19 protein-coding genes are annotated in these 16,236 nt (G+C 41.7%); all 19 read left to right on the top strand.

Annotation, left to right across the window (positions count from 1 at the left end):
• Positions 1-64: 64 nt before the first annotated feature.
• A complete protein-coding gene (gene rpsP, locus LC090_RS12330) occupies positions 65-337 on the top strand; it encodes a 30S ribosomal protein S16 (RefSeq protein WP_098443358.1) in 273 nt (90 codons plus the stop codon).
• Between the two features lie 81 nt (positions 338-418).
• Positions 419-646, top strand: a complete 228-nt coding sequence (locus LC090_RS12325) for a KH domain-containing protein (protein ID WP_226658314.1) — start codon at positions 419-421, stop codon at positions 644-646.
• 77 nt (positions 647-723) lie between these two features.
• Positions 724-1,140, top strand: a complete 417-nt coding sequence (locus LC090_RS12320) for a YlqD family protein (protein WP_226658313.1) — start codon at positions 724-726, stop codon at positions 1,138-1,140.
• Positions 1,137-1,652, top strand: coding sequence for a ribosome maturation factor RimM (gene rimM / locus LC090_RS12315; RefSeq protein WP_226658312.1), 516 nt, complete (start codon positions 1,137-1,139; stop codon positions 1,650-1,652). Before LC090_RS12320 ends, rimM begins: the two co-directional genes overlap by 4 nt.
• 1 nt (position 1,653) lies before the next feature.
• Positions 1,654-2,385, top strand: coding sequence for a tRNA (guanosine(37)-N1)-methyltransferase TrmD (trmD, locus tag LC090_RS12310; protein WP_226658462.1), 732 nt, complete (start codon positions 1,654-1,656; stop codon positions 2,383-2,385).
• A gap of 126 nt (positions 2,386-2,511) precedes the next feature.
• Positions 2,512-2,856, top strand: a complete 345-nt coding sequence (rplS, locus tag LC090_RS12305) for a 50S ribosomal protein L19 (RefSeq protein WP_098443362.1) — start codon at positions 2,512-2,514, stop codon at positions 2,854-2,856.
• 175 nt (positions 2,857-3,031) lie between these two features.
• Complete coding sequence (gene lepB, locus LC090_RS12300; protein ID WP_224600135.1) at positions 3,032-3,595, top strand: signal peptidase I; 564 nt, start codon at positions 3,032-3,034, stop codon at positions 3,593-3,595.
• 42 nt (positions 3,596-3,637) lie between these two features.
• On the top strand, positions 3,638-4,486 hold the full coding sequence (gene ylqF, locus LC090_RS12295) for a ribosome biogenesis GTPase YlqF (protein WP_226658311.1): 849 nt from the start codon (positions 3,638-3,640) through the stop codon (positions 4,484-4,486).
• Between the two features lie 49 nt (positions 4,487-4,535).
• Positions 4,536-5,312 carry a ribonuclease HII gene (locus LC090_RS12290; RefSeq protein ID WP_226658310.1) on the top strand — a complete coding sequence of 259 codons (777 nt, stop codon included), beginning with the start codon at positions 4,536-4,538 and terminating at the stop codon, positions 5,310-5,312.
• A 55-nt stretch (positions 5,313-5,367) separates the two neighbouring features.
• Positions 5,368-5,544, top strand: a complete 177-nt coding sequence (locus LC090_RS12285) for a hypothetical protein (protein WP_226658309.1) — start codon at positions 5,368-5,370, stop codon at positions 5,542-5,544.
• A 198-nt stretch (positions 5,545-5,742) separates the two neighbouring features.
• Positions 5,743-6,903 (top strand): ADP-forming succinate--CoA ligase subunit beta, encoded by a 1,161-nt coding sequence (gene sucC, locus LC090_RS12280; RefSeq protein WP_226658308.1) that lies wholly within the window; start codon positions 5,743-5,745, stop codon positions 6,901-6,903.
• 16 nt (positions 6,904-6,919) lie between these two features.
• Complete coding sequence (gene sucD, locus LC090_RS12275; RefSeq protein ID WP_098443367.1) at positions 6,920-7,828, top strand: succinate--CoA ligase subunit alpha; 909 nt, start codon at positions 6,920-6,922, stop codon at positions 7,826-7,828.
• Positions 7,829-7,912: 84 nt separating this feature from the next.
• Entirely contained in the window at positions 7,913-8,809 is an 897-nt protein-coding gene (dprA, locus tag LC090_RS12270) for a DNA-processing protein DprA (protein ID WP_226658307.1), read from the top strand.
• Between the two features lie 71 nt (positions 8,810-8,880).
• Complete coding sequence (gene topA, locus LC090_RS12265; RefSeq protein WP_226658306.1) at positions 8,881-10,953, top strand: type I DNA topoisomerase; 2,073 nt, start codon at positions 8,881-8,883, stop codon at positions 10,951-10,953.
• A gap of 15 nt (positions 10,954-10,968) precedes the next feature.
• On the top strand, positions 10,969-12,273 hold the full coding sequence (gene trmFO / locus LC090_RS12260; protein ID WP_224600130.1) for an FADH(2)-oxidizing methylenetetrahydrofolate--tRNA-(uracil(54)-C(5))-methyltransferase TrmFO: 1,305 nt from the start codon (positions 10,969-10,971) through the stop codon (positions 12,271-12,273).
• Positions 12,274-12,334: 61 nt separating this feature from the next.
• The gene (gene xerC / locus LC090_RS12255; protein WP_226658305.1) at positions 12,335-13,240 is read left to right on the top strand and encodes a tyrosine recombinase XerC; all 906 of its coding nucleotides are present in this window, start codon (positions 12,335-12,337) and stop codon (positions 13,238-13,240) included.
• 20 nt (positions 13,241-13,260) lie between these two features.
• Entirely contained in the window at positions 13,261-13,800 is a 540-nt protein-coding gene (gene hslV / locus LC090_RS12250; RefSeq protein WP_098443372.1) for an ATP-dependent protease subunit HslV, read from the top strand.
• A 30-nt stretch (positions 13,801-13,830) separates the two neighbouring features.
• Complete coding sequence (gene hslU, locus LC090_RS12245; protein ID WP_226658304.1) at positions 13,831-15,225, top strand: ATP-dependent protease ATPase subunit HslU; 1,395 nt, start codon at positions 13,831-13,833, stop codon at positions 15,223-15,225.
• A gap of 20 nt (positions 15,226-15,245) precedes the next feature.
• Complete coding sequence (gene codY, locus LC090_RS12240) at positions 15,246-16,022, top strand: GTP-sensing pleiotropic transcriptional regulator CodY (protein ID WP_224600126.1); 777 nt, start codon at positions 15,246-15,248, stop codon at positions 16,020-16,022.
• The last annotated feature ends 214 nt before the right edge of the window (positions 16,023-16,236 follow it).

Here is a 16,236-nt window from a genome sequence, read left to right as displayed (position 1 = left end):
TTACAAGAGTATAAATTTATGATATTATATTTATTTATGTGAACATTTTTTGGAGGTGAAAGACATGGCAGTTAAAATTCGTTTAAAGCGTATGGGTGCTAAAAGAGCTCCTTACTACCGCGTAGTTGTTGCTGATTCACGTGCACCACGTGACGGACGCTTCATCGAGGAAATCGGAACTTACAATCCGGTTGCTAATCCAGTTGAAGTGAAAATCAACGAAGAGAAAGCTCTTGATTGGATGCTTAAAGGCGCTAAGCCTTCTGATACAGTACGTAACCTATTCTCCACTGCAGGACTTATGGAGAAGCTTCACAACGCAAAAAACACAAAGTAATGTGACACCTTAGAGGAGGCTTTTTTGAAAGCCTCCTTTGGTGTATCTTGGTCCATCATATTGCAAAAGGTGGGAAACAATATGGAAGCCCTAGTTGAAACAATTGTAAAAGCTCTTGTCGATCATCCTGACGAAGTTCGAGTTGAAAAAGAAGCAACAACCAACCTGGACATCTACAAACTTTATGTTCATGCAGATGATACAGGTAAAGTGATTGGAAAGCAGGGGAAAGTTGCTAGATCAATCCGTACGGTGATGAATGCTGCTGCCGTTCAAACAAGCAAGCGAGTGCAGTTGGAGATACTTTAGGGGAGCTTATACTCCTCTTTTTTATTTGTCACTTTTGCTAGAGATCACTAATGAGACTACATACGGAGGGCAGTGCGATGAAAATCATTGTAACGTATGACGTGAAACAAATCTTAACAGAGCAAAGCAGGGCTTCCTATTATAATAAATGGCAAAAAGAACGTTCCACGCTTCAACAAGAAAGTGAGCATCTTCAATTTGAAATGAAACGTTTGCAAAAAAAACGTCCATCTGACCATGAATGGATTGCCGAGCAGTTTGGCAAAGAAATCCATTCAAGAACGGAGCGGATGTCTTTTCTTGATTTTAAAGTGGATCAGCTTGATCAGTTATCAATAGGATCTGAAATCCACGATGGCGAGATCGAATCCATTCAAGATGTTCAAATAGGGGACCAGTGGTATGCCCGCGAGCGAAAGGGTAAAATAGTGATTAAAGACGGGATCGTGCAAAGCATTGTTCCTGACGACACAGGAAAGGATATCACGATATGACAGAATGGCTAAATGTAGGTAAAATCGTAAACACTCATGGCGTGCGAGGTGAAGTAAGGGTCATTTCAAGAACGGATTTCCCTGAGGAACGTTATGCTGTGGGTAGCAAGTTATACTTATTTAAGAATGATGAACCGATTCTATTAACGGTTGCCTCTCACCGTAAGCATAAGCAATTCGATCTTCTTACATTTGAGGGCTATCATAATATCAACGACGTTGTTCAGATGAAAGAAGGCATCCTAAAGGTAAAAGAAGATCAAGGCGGCCAGCTTGCCGAAGAAGAATTTTATTACCGGGATATTATTGGCCTTGAGGTTTATACGGATGAAGGAGAATTTCTCGGGAAAATCAAAGAAATTCTATCACCTGGCGCAAACGATGTCTGGGTGGTTCAAAGTGCTGGAGGCGGTAAAGATCTCTTGTTGCCTTATATCGAACAAGTTGTGAAACAAGTTGATTTAGCGGAAGGAAAAGTTACCGTTCATTTAATGGAAGGGCTTCGTGATTAGCATGAAGATTGATGTGCTTTCGCTGTTTCCAGAAATGTTTACAGGTGTGTTTAATCATTCGATTTTAAAACGCGCGCAGGAAAATGGTGCGGTGTCATATCATGTCACCAACTTCCGGGATTACAGTACAAATAAACACAAAAGCGTCGATGATTACCCTTATGGCGGTGGAGCAGGGATGGTTTTAACCCCACAGCCCGTTTTTGATGCGGTCGCTAATCTTTCAGAAGGTAAACGTCCGCGCGTGATTCTGATGTGTCCTCAAGGAGAAAGGTTTACTCAGAAAAAGGCGGAGGAATTGGCGAAAGAAGAGCACCTTATTTTTATTTGTGGTCATTATGAAGGGTACGATGAGCGGATTCGAGAAAACCTTGTCACGGATGAAATCTCAATCGGGGATTTTGTGTTAACTGGTGGCGAACTCGGTAGTATGGTTGTCATTGATAGCGTAACGAGGCTTCTTCCCGGCGTTCTTGGAAATGATACGTCAGCTCCAATGGATTCATTCAGCAGTGGGTTACTAGAACATCCTCATTATACTCGTCCTGCAGAATACGAAGGGATGAGTGTGCCTGATGTGCTTATGTCTGGTAATCATGAAGCGATACGAAAATGGCGTCTTAAAGAGTCTTTACGACGCACCTTGAATCGAAGATCAGATCTTTTAAACGAGAGAAACTTAACAAAAGAAGAACAGAAGTTACTCAGTGACATAAAGAATGAAAAAGAGTGAATTCATTCTTGTAATCTAAAAAGTGCTATGCTATGATAACAGTTGTGGCATTAGTCACGTATTACGATGTTCCGCTGTAATGCAAGATGATTTATAAGAGCATCTGTGTGGAAGGAGGGTTACTTGATGCACAAGTTAATCCAGGATATCACAAAAGACCAACTTAAGTCGGATCTTCCGAATTTCCGACCAGGAGATACTGTAAAAGTTCACGTTAAAGTTGTCGAAGGTACTCGTGAGCGTATTCAGTTATTCGAAGGTGTTGTGATTAAACGACGTGGTGGCGGAATCAGCGAAACATTTACAGTTCGTAAGATTTCTTACGGAGTAGGTGTTGAGCGTACATTCCCAGTACATTCACCGAAAGTTGCTAAGCTTGAAGTTGCTCGTCGCGGTAAAGTTCGCCGTGCTAAGCTATACTACTTGCGTGCACTTCGTGGTAAAGCCGCTCGTATTAAAGAAATTCGATAAAGTAAGACACGGAGAAGGAGCTTGCATTGCCAGGCTCCTTTTTTCTATTGGAAAAATCGGCATATAAAAAAACGTCACTCTGTGATAAAATAAAGCGAATTCCAAAGGTTTGTGGGAAAGGCATGAGGGGAAAGAAATAGGTAAAAAAAAGACCCTTTCATTAGGAGGAACAATCATGAAAAGCACCAGATCAGCAGAGAAAAAAGATTCCTGGGAATGGATACGTGCGCTCATTATTGCTTTTATTCTAGCAGGAGCCGTTCGCTATTTTATCTTTGCTCCTATTGTGGTTGATGGAGAAAGCATGATGCCGACGTTGCAGGACCGTGACAGGATGATCGTGAACAAAATTAGTTATAACATTGGTGATGCAGAACGTTTCGATATCGTTGTATTTGAAGCCCCGGAAGGGAAAGATTACATTAAGCGCGTGATTGGTCTGCCGGGAGATAAAGTGGAGTACAAAGATGATATGCTTTATGTGAACGGGGAAGCGATAAAGGAACCTTATCTAGAACCTTATAAAGAAGATTTGTTAGAAGGAAACCTGACCTACGATTTTGATTTAACCGGCGTTACAGGTGAAGCAACCGTTCCCGAGGGACATTTGTTTGTGATGGGTGATAATCGACAGCATAGTAAAGACAGTCGATCCATTGGCTTCGTTCCTGTAGAGAAAGTGGTAGGAGAAGCAAACGTCATTTTCTGGCCGTTAAACGATATACAAGTAATGGAATAGTGGGTATTTAGCCCGCATGATTTGAGAATAGGTGGAGATGGCATGACAATTCAATGGTTTCCCGGACACATGGCAAAAGCACGACGGGAGATTACAGAGAAGCTAAAAATGATTGATGTTGTAATTGAACTAGTGGATGCTCGCATCCCGCTCGCTTCAAGAAATCCGATGATTGATGAGATTGTATCATCAAAACCAAGGTTGATCCTGCTCAATAAGGCAGACATGGCAGATGATCAAAAAACAACGGAATGGAAGCATTATTTTCAATCACAGGGTCATAAAGCATTAGCGATTGATTCACAAACGGGTAAAGGCGTGAAAAACATCCCAGCTGCTGCAAGAGAGCTTATGAGTGATAAAATCGATCGCATGATCGAAAAAGGCATGAAACCGCGTGCGGTTCGCGCCTTAATCTTAGGAATTCCAAACGTTGGAAAATCCACGTTGATTAACCGTTTAGCAGGTAAGAAAATCGCCAAAACAGGTGACCGTCCTGGTATTACGAAAAAACAGCAGTGGATCAAGGTAGGAGATGAGATGGATCTTCTCGATACGCCAGGGATACTCTGGCCAAAGTTTGAAGATCAGATGACAGGGTACAAGCTTGCTGCGACGGGTGCAATTAAAGATGAGATTCTTGATTTTCAAGATATTTCAGTATTTGTACTTAAGTTTATGAGCGAGCACTATCCTACCAGACTAATGGATCGTTATCATCTCGATCACATTCCAGAAGATGTTGTCGAGCTGTTTGATGACATCGGCAAGAAGCGAGGCTTTTTAATGAGCGGGGGCTGGATTGACTATGATAAAACAGCTGAAACCGTTCTACGTGAACTGAGAAGTGGTAAATTGGGCGATGTATCGTTAGAAACGCCAGAAAGGTAAGGCCATGAGCCTTACCTTTTTTAAGTGAAGAAAGGAAAAGAGGGATACGATGAGCGGTCAGTCAAAGTCGATTAAAGAAATTGAACGTATGTTAGAGGAAAAGCACTATACGAACGAGGATTGGGAAGAATGGAAGCAAGATACCCGAAAAGGAGTCGTACGCTTACTTGCTAAAGAAGACAAAAAAAAGCAGAAAAAAATAAAATTACTTAAAATGCATGAAAACATGAGTGTCCTAGAGGCTCATTACAGAGAGAAAGGTCGCCTGGCGATAGCAGGAGTCGATGAAGTAGGAAGAGGCCCTCTAGCAGGCCCTGTTGTTGCTTCAGCGGTCATATTAGATCCCGAGGTTCCGATTCTTGGTCTTCAGGATTCAAAAAAACTATCCCATGCGAAGCTCAATGACCTTTTTGAAAAAATACAAAAAAATGCGATAACGATTGGTGTTGGGGTCGTTAGTGCAGCTGAAATTGATGAATTGAATATTTACCAGGCGACCAAGAAAGCGATGAAACAAGCCGTTGAGGATTTACATGTCCAAGCGGACTTTTTACTCGTAGATGCGATGCATATTCCGCTTCCGATTGAGCAAGAGTCGCTCATTAAAGGAGATGGACGAAGTGTCAGTATCGCAGCCGCCTCCATCGTTGCAAAAGTAACACGGGACCGTATGATGATAAAGTTAGCGGAAACTTATCCAGAATATGGATTCGAACGGCATGTCGGTTATGGAACAAAAGAGCATCTTAGTGCTCTTGATGAATTTGGTATCACCAATACGCACAGGAAGTCATTTGCGCCTGTAAGAGATCGTTTAAACGTATGAATCAATAGAAAAGGTTGATACTAAACCTAATTCTATTGTGAAGGAGTTATTATTTGTGAAAGATCCAGGAAGACAAGAAAAAAATGATTCTTTTTATGAAGAAGCTGGAGAAGAATTTGGAGTCTACACACCAGCAGCTGCTAGGGAGTTAACAATTACGGATCATAAGAAGAGAGAACAAGAGAGCACGCCAAAAAAAGCGGGTAGAAACGAGCAAGAAGAGGGCAGATAGCCCTCTTCTTTTATGCATTTCTAGACGTGTTGAAATAACGAAACGACGGAGAAAATTTCGTTTTAATGGATAAATTGGAACAATTTTTGCAAGAAAAGAAAAGAGACTTTATGCAAAAGGGTAGACAATCGGTGTGAATTTTCTATACAATGAAAACGTCGTCAAAGATTTGATTGACTAGGATAGGAGGATGAGAGAATGAATATCCATGAATATCAAGGAAAAGAAGTCCTAAGAAGCTACGGGGTATCCGTCCCTAATGGACAAGTCGCATACTCCGCGAAAGAAGCTGTGGACGTTGCAAAACAATTAGACAGCAGTGTTTACGTTGTAAAAGCACAAATCCATGCAGGTGGTCGAGGAAAAGCTGGCGGGGTAAAAATCGCTAAGAACCTTGAGGAAGTTCGTACATATGCTGAGGAAATCCTCGGAAAAACACTTGTCACTCATCAAACAGGACCAGAAGGTAAGGAAGTAAAGCGCTTACTTATCGAAGAAGGTTGCGATATTAAGCAGGAATATTACGTTGGCCTAGTACTTGATCGCGTGACGTCACGCGTCGTTATGATGGCATCTGAAGAAGGCGGAACTGAAATTGAAGAAGTGGCTGAACACAGTCCTGAAAAGATTTTCAAAGAAGTGATTGATCCTGCCGTTGGCCTTCAAGGTTATCAAGCTAGAAGACTAGCATTTAATATTAATATTCCGAAAGAGCAAGTGAACAAAGCAGTGAAATTCATGCTTGGATTGTATAAGGTTTTTGTTGAAAAAGATGCCTCTATTGCGGAAATCAACCCGCTAGTTACAACGGGTGATGGTAACGTCATGGCGCTTGATGCCAAACTAAACTTTGATCCAAATGCACTTTATCGTCATAAAGATATTCTTGAACTTCGTGATCTTGACGAAGAAGATGCAAAAGAAATCGAAGCGTCAAAATATGAGTTAAGCTACATCGCACTTGATGGCAATATCGGCTGTATGGTTAACGGAGCAGGCCTTGCGATGGCAACGATGGATATTATCAAGCACTACGGCGGCGATCCCGCTAACTTCCTTGACGTTGGGGGCGGCGCAACGGCTGAGAAGGTAACAGAAGCATTTAAAATTATTCTTTCCGACAAAAACGTTAAAGGCATTTATGTAAACATTTTCGGTGGAATCATGAAGTGTGATGTCATCGCTGAAGGTGTCGTAGAAGCTACGAAACAAGTTGGCCTTGAAATTCCGCTTGTTGTGCGTCTTGAAGGAACAAATGTTGATCTAGGAAAGCAAATCCTGAAAGATTCAGGATTAAATATTACCGCTGCTGAGTCAATGGCTGACGGCGCGGAAAAAATCGTTTCATTAGTTAAGTAGAAAGGCGGGACTAGGAATGAGCGTATACATTAATCAAGATACAAAAGTCATCGTTCAAGGGATTACAGGATCTGTTGGTTTATTTCATACACAGCAAATGCTTGAGTATGGTACGAAAATTGTTGGTGGTGTAACGCCAGGTAAAGGCGGGACTGAAGTAGAAGGCGTTCCTGTATTTGATACAGTGGAACAAGCCGTTCAAAAAACAGGCGCTAATGCTTCTGTCATCTATGTTCCGCCTGCTTTTGCAGCCGATGCTATTATGGAAGCTGTTGACGCTGAAATGGACCTTGCCATTTGTATTACGGAAGGAATTCCAGTCATCGATATGGTGAAAGTAAAGCGTTATATGGAAGGAAAGAAAACACGTCTTGTTGGCCCAAACTGTCCAGGCGTGATCACTCCTGAAGAATGTAAAATTGGTATTATGCCGGGCTACATTCACAAAAAAGGTCATGTAGGCGTTGTTTCTCGTTCTGGTACGTTAACGTATGAAGCTGTTCATCAGCTTTCAGAATCAGGAATTGGCCAATCAACAGCCGTTGGTATTGGTGGTGACCCGGTCAATGGTACGAACTTTATCGATGTCTTAAAAGCATTTAACGAAGATGACGATACGTATGCGGTAATCATGATTGGTGAAATCGGCGGTACTGCTGAAGAAGAAGCAGCTGAATGGGTAAAAGCAAACATGACGAAGCCTGTTGTTGGCTTTATCGGAGGTCAAACGGCACCTCCAGGAAAACGTATGGGTCATGCCGGTGCGATTATTTCTGGTGGAAAAGGTACGGCTGATGAAAAAATCAAAACAATGGAGTCGTGTGGCATTAAAGTCGCTCCCACTCCTGCAGTAATGGGCGAAACGCTCATTTCGGTTTTAGAAGATAAAGGCTTACTAGAGAAGTGCACAACACATAAGGCTTAATCAAAATAGCTCCCGTATTGGGAGCTATTTCTCTTATACATAGCGGGGCGCGAAAATTTTATTCCTGATAGGAGAGAACTGTGATTGAGAACATTTAGAAGCAGGTTGATTCAGTTGCATCAGTGCCAGGGTTGCACCTGGAAAGTGATGCAATCCTTTCTCATATTTGACCCAACGCTTCAAAGCATATATGATATGTCTGCTACTCAGTTAAGGCAATTTGGTTTATCAAACGAGCAAGCTGGTTATTTATATGAAGACCTACATTATAATCACCCGTGGAGATTATCTCATTTTAAAGCGGGCGATATTCGCGTTTTAACAAGATTTGATGAGGCATATCCTGAACAACTGTCGCATATTTATGATGCACCATGGGTGATTTATTGCATTGGGAATACGAACCTCCTTCATCAAAATCAAATGTTAAGCGTGGTTGGTTCACGAAATCATTCACCTAATGCGTGCAACGTGATGAAGCAGATCCTCACACCACTCTTATCAAGTGGATGGACAATCGTTAGCGGGTTGGCCCTTGGAATTGATACTCTTGCGCATCAGCTCGCGTTAGAGCACGGTGCGGGAACAATCGCAGTTCTCGGCGGTGGGTTTAGGTCAATTTATCCGAAAGAAAATGAGTTGCTTGCTTCTACCATAGCGAGAGATGGTCTCTTACTATCGGAATATCCACCTAATCGGCGCCCTGAAAAACATCAGTTTCCTGAGCGGAACCGCATTATTAGTGGGTTATCTCCAGGAACTTTTATTATTGAAGCACAAAAGCGCAGTGGTTCGCTGATTACAGCAGACCAAGCGATGGAGCAAGGTCGTGAAGTTTTTTGCTTGCCTGGAAACATAGCAGAGCCTTATGCTGAAGGGACGAATCGCCTTATTCAGCAAGGGGCCAAACTGGTTCTTGAAGCAAAAGATATCCTGAATGAACTGTCCAATTTTCATGAAACGGATACTAGCACTATTTGACAAACGAGTTTTGACTATTGAATAATAAGGAAGATTTTAAAATTTACCTCAATGGGGGGAGGAAACGTATTGTGGCAGATTATCTAGTAATTGTTGAATCTCCCGCTAAAGCAAAAACAATTGAAAAATATTTAGGAAAGAAATATCAGGTGAAAGCCTCATTAGGTCACGTCATTGACCTTCCTAGAAGCCAGATGGGCGTTGATGTGGAAAACAACTATGCTCCTAAATATATAACAATACGCGGGAAAGGCCCTGTCCTAAAAGAAATCAAAGATGCTGCAAAAAAAGCGAAAAAAGTCTATCTCGCAGCTGACCCCGATCGCGAAGGGGAAGCGATTGCATGGCATCTTGCTCACAGTTTAAAAATCGATGAGCAAACAGAGTGCAGGGTTGTTTTTAATGAAATTACAAAAGATGCGGTAAAGGATGCGTTCAAGCAACCAAGACCAATTAACATGGATCTTGTCGATGCTCAGCAAGCAAGACGTGTCTTAGACCGTTTAGTTGGGTATAACATTAGTCCATTATTATGGAAAAAAGTTAAAAAAGGTTTAAGTGCTGGACGAGTTCAATCCGTTGCAGTTCGCCTTATTATTGAAAGAGAAAAAGAAATTCAAAATTTTGAAGCAGAAGAGTATTGGAAAATTAAAGCGTCTTTTGAAAAAGATGGGGAACAATTCGAGGCTGGTTTCTACGGAGTAGATGGAAAGAAAGCGGATCTGCAATCACGAGAAGATGTCGATAATGTTCTAAAACGCATTGAAGGCGATCAGTTTAATATCCAGTCTGTTCAAAAGAAGGAACGTAAACGTAATCCTGCCCTACCGTTTACCACATCTTCTCTTCAGCAGGAAGCGGCGAGAAAACTTAATTTCCGCGCGAAGAAAACGATGATGCTCGCTCAGCAGCTCTATGAAGGGATTGCGATCGGGAAACAGGGCACAGTCGGTTTAATTACTTACATGAGAACGGATTCTACTCGCATCTCTGAAACAGCGAAGGATGAAGCGAAGGAATACATCCAAGGCAAATATGGCGACACCTACTTATCAGCTAAAAAGCCTGCTAAGAAACAATCGGGTAAATCACAAGATGCACACGAAGCTGTTCGACCAACTTCAGTTATGCGTGATCCATCTGAAATGAAGGCATACTTAAAACGCGATCAGCTACGTTTATACAAGCTCATCTGGGAGCGTTTTGTAGCGAGTCAGATGGCGCCAGCGATCATGGATACAATGAGTGTCGACTTAGAAAACAATGGGACAATCTTCCGTGCCACAGGCTCTAAAGTGAAATTTAAAGGGTTCATGAAAGTGTATGTGGAAGGCAATGACGACAATAAAAAGGAAGAAGATAAGATGCTTCCTGATCTTGAAGAAGGAATGACCGTTTCGACTTCAGAAATTGATCCAACCCAGCACTTCACACAGCCACCGCCGCGGTATTCGGAAGCGCGTCTTGTTAAAACGATGGAAGAACTCGGGATTGGGAGGCCGTCTACTTATGCACCGACGCTTGATACAATTCAGCGGAGGGGGTACGTTGCATTAGAAGATAAGAAATTTGTTCCTACTGAGCTCGGCGAAATTGTGTTAGAACTGATTTTGGAGTTTTTCCAGGATATCATTAACATTGAATTTACGGCCGGTTTAGAAAATGATCTTGACAAAATTGAGGATGGCGAGGCAGAATGGATTTCTGTCATCAATGAATTTTACCAAAACTTCGAGAAGCGGTTGAAAGTAGCAGAAGAAGAAATGAAGGAAGTTGAAATCAAAGATGAACCTGCTGGAGAAGATTGTGAGAAGTGTGGTTCTCCAATGGTCATCAAGATGGGCCGCTATGGAAAGTTCATGGCTTGCTCAAACTTTCCGGATTGTCGAAATACAAAACCGATCTTAAAAGAAGTTGGCGTTACTTGTCCAAAGTGTAAAGAAGGTAATGTCGTAGAACGTAAAAGTAAGAAAAACCGACTCTTTTATGGTTGTGATCGTTTCCCTGAATGTGATTTCTTATCATGGGATAAACCGATTAAACGGCCATGTCCTAAATGCGGTGACTTACTTGTTGAGAAGAAAACGAAGAAAAAGAAAGAAATCAAGTGTGTGAACTGTGATTTCGTCGAAGAAGAAAATTAGTAAGGGGTTTTAGCAATGAGTAAACACGTGACGGTTATTGGTGCCGGACTTGCTGGAAGTGAAGCAGCGTGGCAGCTTGCAAAACAAGGAGTGGATGTTCACCTTTATGAGATGCGTCCCAAAAAGCAAACGCCTGCTCACCATACTGATAAATTTGCAGAACTTGTTTGTAGTAATTCGTTAAGAGCGAATACGTTAACAAACGCAGTCGGAGTGTTAAAGGAAGAAATGCGGAAGATGGACTCTGTGATCATTAAATCTGCTGACGAATGTGCGGTTCCTGCTGGTGGTGCACTTGCTGTGGACCGTCATGAATTCGCTGCGAAAGTAACGGAGAATGTTAAAAACCATCCGAACGTAACGGTATTTTCAGAGGAATGTACCAAAATTCCAGATGGCCCAACAATTATTGCAACGGGTCCACTCACGTCGAAAGATTTATCTGATCAATTGAAGGCGCTTAGTGGGGAAGAGTACTTATACTTCTATGATGCAGCTGCTCCGATCATTGAAACGGAAAGCATCGATATGGATAAAGTGTATAAGAAGTCCCGTTACGATAAGGGAGAAGCCGCGTACTTAAACTGTCCAATGACGGAGGAAGAGTTTAACACGTTCTATGAAGCGCTTATATCCGCTGAAACGGTACCACTAAAAGAATTTGAAAAGGAAATTTTCTTTGAGGGCTGTATGCCGATTGAAGTGATGGCTCAACGTGGACAGAAAACGATGACGTTTGGTCCGCTCAAGCCTGTTGGTTTAGAAGATCCTCGTACAGGAAAACGTCCTTATGCAGTCGTGCAACTGAGACAGGATAATGCTTCGGGTACACTTTACAATATTGTCGGTTTCCAAACCCATCTTAAATGGGGACCGCAAAAAGAAGTCATTCGCTTAATTCCAGGTCTTGAGAATGCTGATATCGTGCGTTATGGTGTCATGCACCGCAACACATTTATTAATTCGCCGAATCTATTAAAACCAACCTATCAGTACAAAGATCGCGAGAATCTCTTTTTTGCAGGTCAAATGACAGGTGTTGAAGGTTATGTTGAATCGGCAGCGTCGGGCCTCATTGCAGGGTTTAATGCTGCTCGTCTGATGAATGGTGAAGAGCCAGTCGTATTTCCAGAAGAAACAGCACTTGGTAGTCTGGCGAATTATATTACGACGGCTAACCCAGATAATTTCCAACCGATGAATGCCAACTTTGGTTTGTTTCCGCCGCTTGAAACGCGAATCAAAAGCAAGAAAGAACGCAATGAAACAATCGCGAATCGAGCCTTAGAAACAATTCAGAATTTTGTAAAAAGATTGTAAATTTCTATTGCTAAGGCTTCTAAATTGTGTTACGATTTAGAAGCCTTTTGAGGTGATGACGATGAATGACAATCAACAAGCTCATATTCAATCATTTTCTGAGTATCTACAGATTGAAAAGAATTGTTCACCACATACGATCTCAGGTTACTTACAGGATATTGAACATTTCGGGTCTTTTTTGAAGCAGCAGACTATCGATGTCTTTGCTGCTGTTTCTTATGCAGATGTTAGAATTTATTTAACTGAGCTTCATGAGCATGGTTACGCTAGAAAAACAGCAGCAAGAAAAATTTCAACGTTACGAAGCTTATATCGCTTCCTTTTACGAGAGAACATTGTTGAGATTAATCCCTTTACAATGAGTTCCTTACCAAAGCAAGAAAAGCGCCTGCCGCAATTTCTATATGAGAAAGAACTTAACGTGTTGTTTGACACACCTGATCGAACAAAGCCTCTTGGTCAAAGAGACAGAGCGCTGCTCGAAGTGTTATACGGGTGTGGCATACGAGTAAGTGAGTGTGTTTCACTTAATTTAGAAGACATTGATTTTGCGATTGGTACGATTTTTGTAATTGGTAAAGGACGTAAGGAAAGATATGTACCAATTGGTAGTTTCGCTATAGATGCAGTGAAAGAGTATATACAAGATGGACGAGAACAGTTGCTTTCGTCAGGCAAAGAGCCAACTAAAGCCCTGTTTTTAAATTTTAGAGGTAGTCGTGTTACAGCAAGAGGCGTTCGTACAATTTTAGATAAGATTGTAAAAGATGCTTCATTGCATGTACATATTAGTCCCCATGTAATGAGGCACACCTTCGCAACACATTTGCTGAATGAAGGGGCAGACTTACGTTCTGTACAGGAGCTATTAGGACATTCTGATTTATCAACCACTCAGATCTATACCCACGTGACGGGAGATCGATTGCGAAATATATACATGAACCATCACCCAAGAGCTTAAGGGCTCGGGAGGAGGAACTTATGGGAGACTTTCATTCAACGACGATATTTGCCGTACAGCATAATGGCGAGTGTGCAATGGCCGGTGATGGCCAGGTAACATTCGGTAATGCTGTAGTCATGAAGCATACAGCGAAGAAAGTAAGAAGACTTTTTCATGGTAAGGTCGTTGCGGGATTTGCGGGATCCGTTGCAGATGCCTTCACGCTATTTGAGAAATTCGAAAGCAAGCTTGAAGAATTTGGTGGCAATCTTCAACGTGCCGCTGTAGAGCTTGCAAAAGAATGGCGCAGTGACCGCGTGCTAAGAAAGCTTGAAGCGATGCTAATTGTTATGAATAAAGATGAGCTACTGCTTATCTCAGGTACTGGTGAAGTGATCGAACCTGATGATGGCATTCTTTCAATTGGTTCAGGATCAAACTATGCTCTTTCAGCAGGGAGAGCACTCAAACGCTATAGCGATAACAAGACAGCAGAAGAAATTGCGCGGGCATCCATGGAAATTGCATCTGAAATTTGCGTGTACACAAATGATCAAATAATCGTAGAAACCATTTAGTATATAAAATGTATCTTTGGAGGAGATCGTATGTCTAATCCATTAACACCGAGACAAATTGTTGAAAAGCTTGATCAGTATATTGTTGGTCAGAATGACGCAAAGAAGGCAGTTGCCGTGGCGTTACGAAATCGATACCGCCGAGGCCTTTTGAGTGACAAATTGAAGGATGAAGTCAATCCAAAAAACATTTTAATGATCGGACCTACAGGAGTAGGGAAGACAGAAATTGCACGACGACTTGCTCGCCTTGTCAATGCTCCGTTTATTAAAGTAGAAGCAACAAAATTTACTGAAGTAGGGTATGTTGGTCGAGATGTAGAATCAATGGTTCGTGATCTCGTTGAAACATCGATCCGACTTGTCAAAGAAGATCGAATGGAACAGGTGAAGGGCAAAGCGGAGGAAAACGCGAACAAACGCATTGTGGAATTGCTCGTTCCATCTAGTAAAAAGCAAACACAATATAAAAACCCGCTTGAAATGTTATTTGGTAATCAAGGACAAGAGGAATCAGCCAACCAGTCTGCTAGTGAGGATCAATCGATCGCATCTAGACGAAAGCAAATAGCTCAACAGCTTGCGCTTGGTGAACTAGAAGATCGCATGATTACTGTAGAAGTAGAAGAACAGAATAATTCCATGATGGATATGTTCCAAGGTGCTGGTATGGAGCAAATGGGTATGAATATGCAGGATATGCTCGGGAATATCATGCCTAAAAAGAAGAAAAAACGAAAACTTCCAGTGTCAGAAGCGCGTAAAGTGTTAACACAGGATGAAGCAGCGAAACTTGTTGATATGGACGAAGTCGCCCAGGATGCTGTTTCAAAGACGGAACAATCGGGTATCATCTTCATTGATGAAATCGATAAGGTAGCTGGGAAAAGTCAACAATCAGCCGACGTATCGAGAGAAGGTGTTCAAAGAGACATCTTGCCGATAGTAGAAGGCTCAACAGTCACAACAAAATATGGACCAGTAAAGACAGATCACATTTTATTCATGGCTGCAGGAGCTTTCCATATGTCAAAACCGTCTGATCTTATTCCTGAGCTACAGGGTCGTTTCCCAATTCGCGTCGAGCTATCTAGTTTAACGGTAGATGATTTTAAGCGAATTTTAACAGAGCCTGATAACGCACTTGTGAAGCAATATACAGCTTTATTAGAAACAGAAGGTATTAAAGTTGAATTTTCTGACGATGCTATTCTTAAAATTGCTACAATTGCTACCGAAGTGAATCAGGACACGGATAATATTGGTGCGCGAAGACTTCATACAATTTTAGAAAAGCTTTTAGAAGACCTTTCATTCGAAGCACCGGACATTAATCTAGAGAGCATTACAATTACACCAGAGTATGTTGAGGAAAAGTTAGCTTCTATTGCGAAGAACCGTGACCTCAGCCAATACATCCTATAATACATACAGGAGGATAAATCATGAATTTACTTGAAAAAACGAGAAAAATTAATGGCATGCTACAAAAATCAGAGGGCCCAGTTAACTTTACGGATATGGCTGAAACGCTACGTGACGTTATTATGGCAAACGTATATGTCGTAAGCCGCAGAGGGAAGTTACTTGGAATTGCGATTAATCAAGAAATTGAGAACGAACGTATGAAGAAAATGTTCTCAGAGCGTCAGTTCCCTGAAGAATACACTCAGAACCTCTTTGGGATTAATGAAACATCTTCGAATCTTGATATCACTAGCGAATACACAGCTTTCCCAGTGGAGAATCGCGATCTTTTCGAAAAAGGACTTACAACAATCGTGCCGATCGTTGGTGGAGGAAGTCGTCTAGGTACGCTCATCCTTTCACGATTAAGTGACTCGTTCTCAGATGATGATCTTTTGTTAGCTGAATACGGGGCAACTGTAGTAGGAATGGAGATTCTTCATGAGAAAGCGGAAGAAATTGAAGAAGAAGCAAGAAACAAAGCGGTTGTTCAAATGGCGATTTCTTCTCTTTCTTACAGTGAACTTGAAGCGATTGAGCATATTTTTGAAGAACTTGAAGGAAATGAAGGCCTTCTCGTAGCAAGTAAAATTGCTGACCGCGTAGGAATCACTCGCTCTGTTATCGTAAACGCTCTTCGTAAGCTTGAGAGTGCTGGTGTTATTGAGTCTCGTTCTCTAGGAATGAAGGGAACTTACATTAAAGTTCTTAACGATAAGTTTCTTGTAGAACTTTCAAAACTGAAGACACAGTAATTCACCCATCGCTCCGGGAATTCTCCCGGAGCATTTTTAATAGAAGGTTTTTCCCTTTACGAATATAAGAATGAGTTTATATAGGTATTCATGGAATTTAAGATTTAAACTTGCGACTTGTCACATGATGTGATATATTAATCAACGGTGTTAATCACACACGCTTGTTGATTTGGAAAGTGGTGCTGCAAACGCAGTTTTTTCCGAAATAGAT

Source organism: Guptibacillus hwajinpoensis, from assembly GCF_020524165.1.
Lineage (GTDB): Bacteria > Bacillota > Bacilli > Bacillales > Guptibacillaceae > Guptibacillus > Guptibacillus hwajinpoensis_D.
Note: the sequence above shows the minus strand (reverse complement) of the source record. Positions and strands in the feature narration are given on the sequence as shown.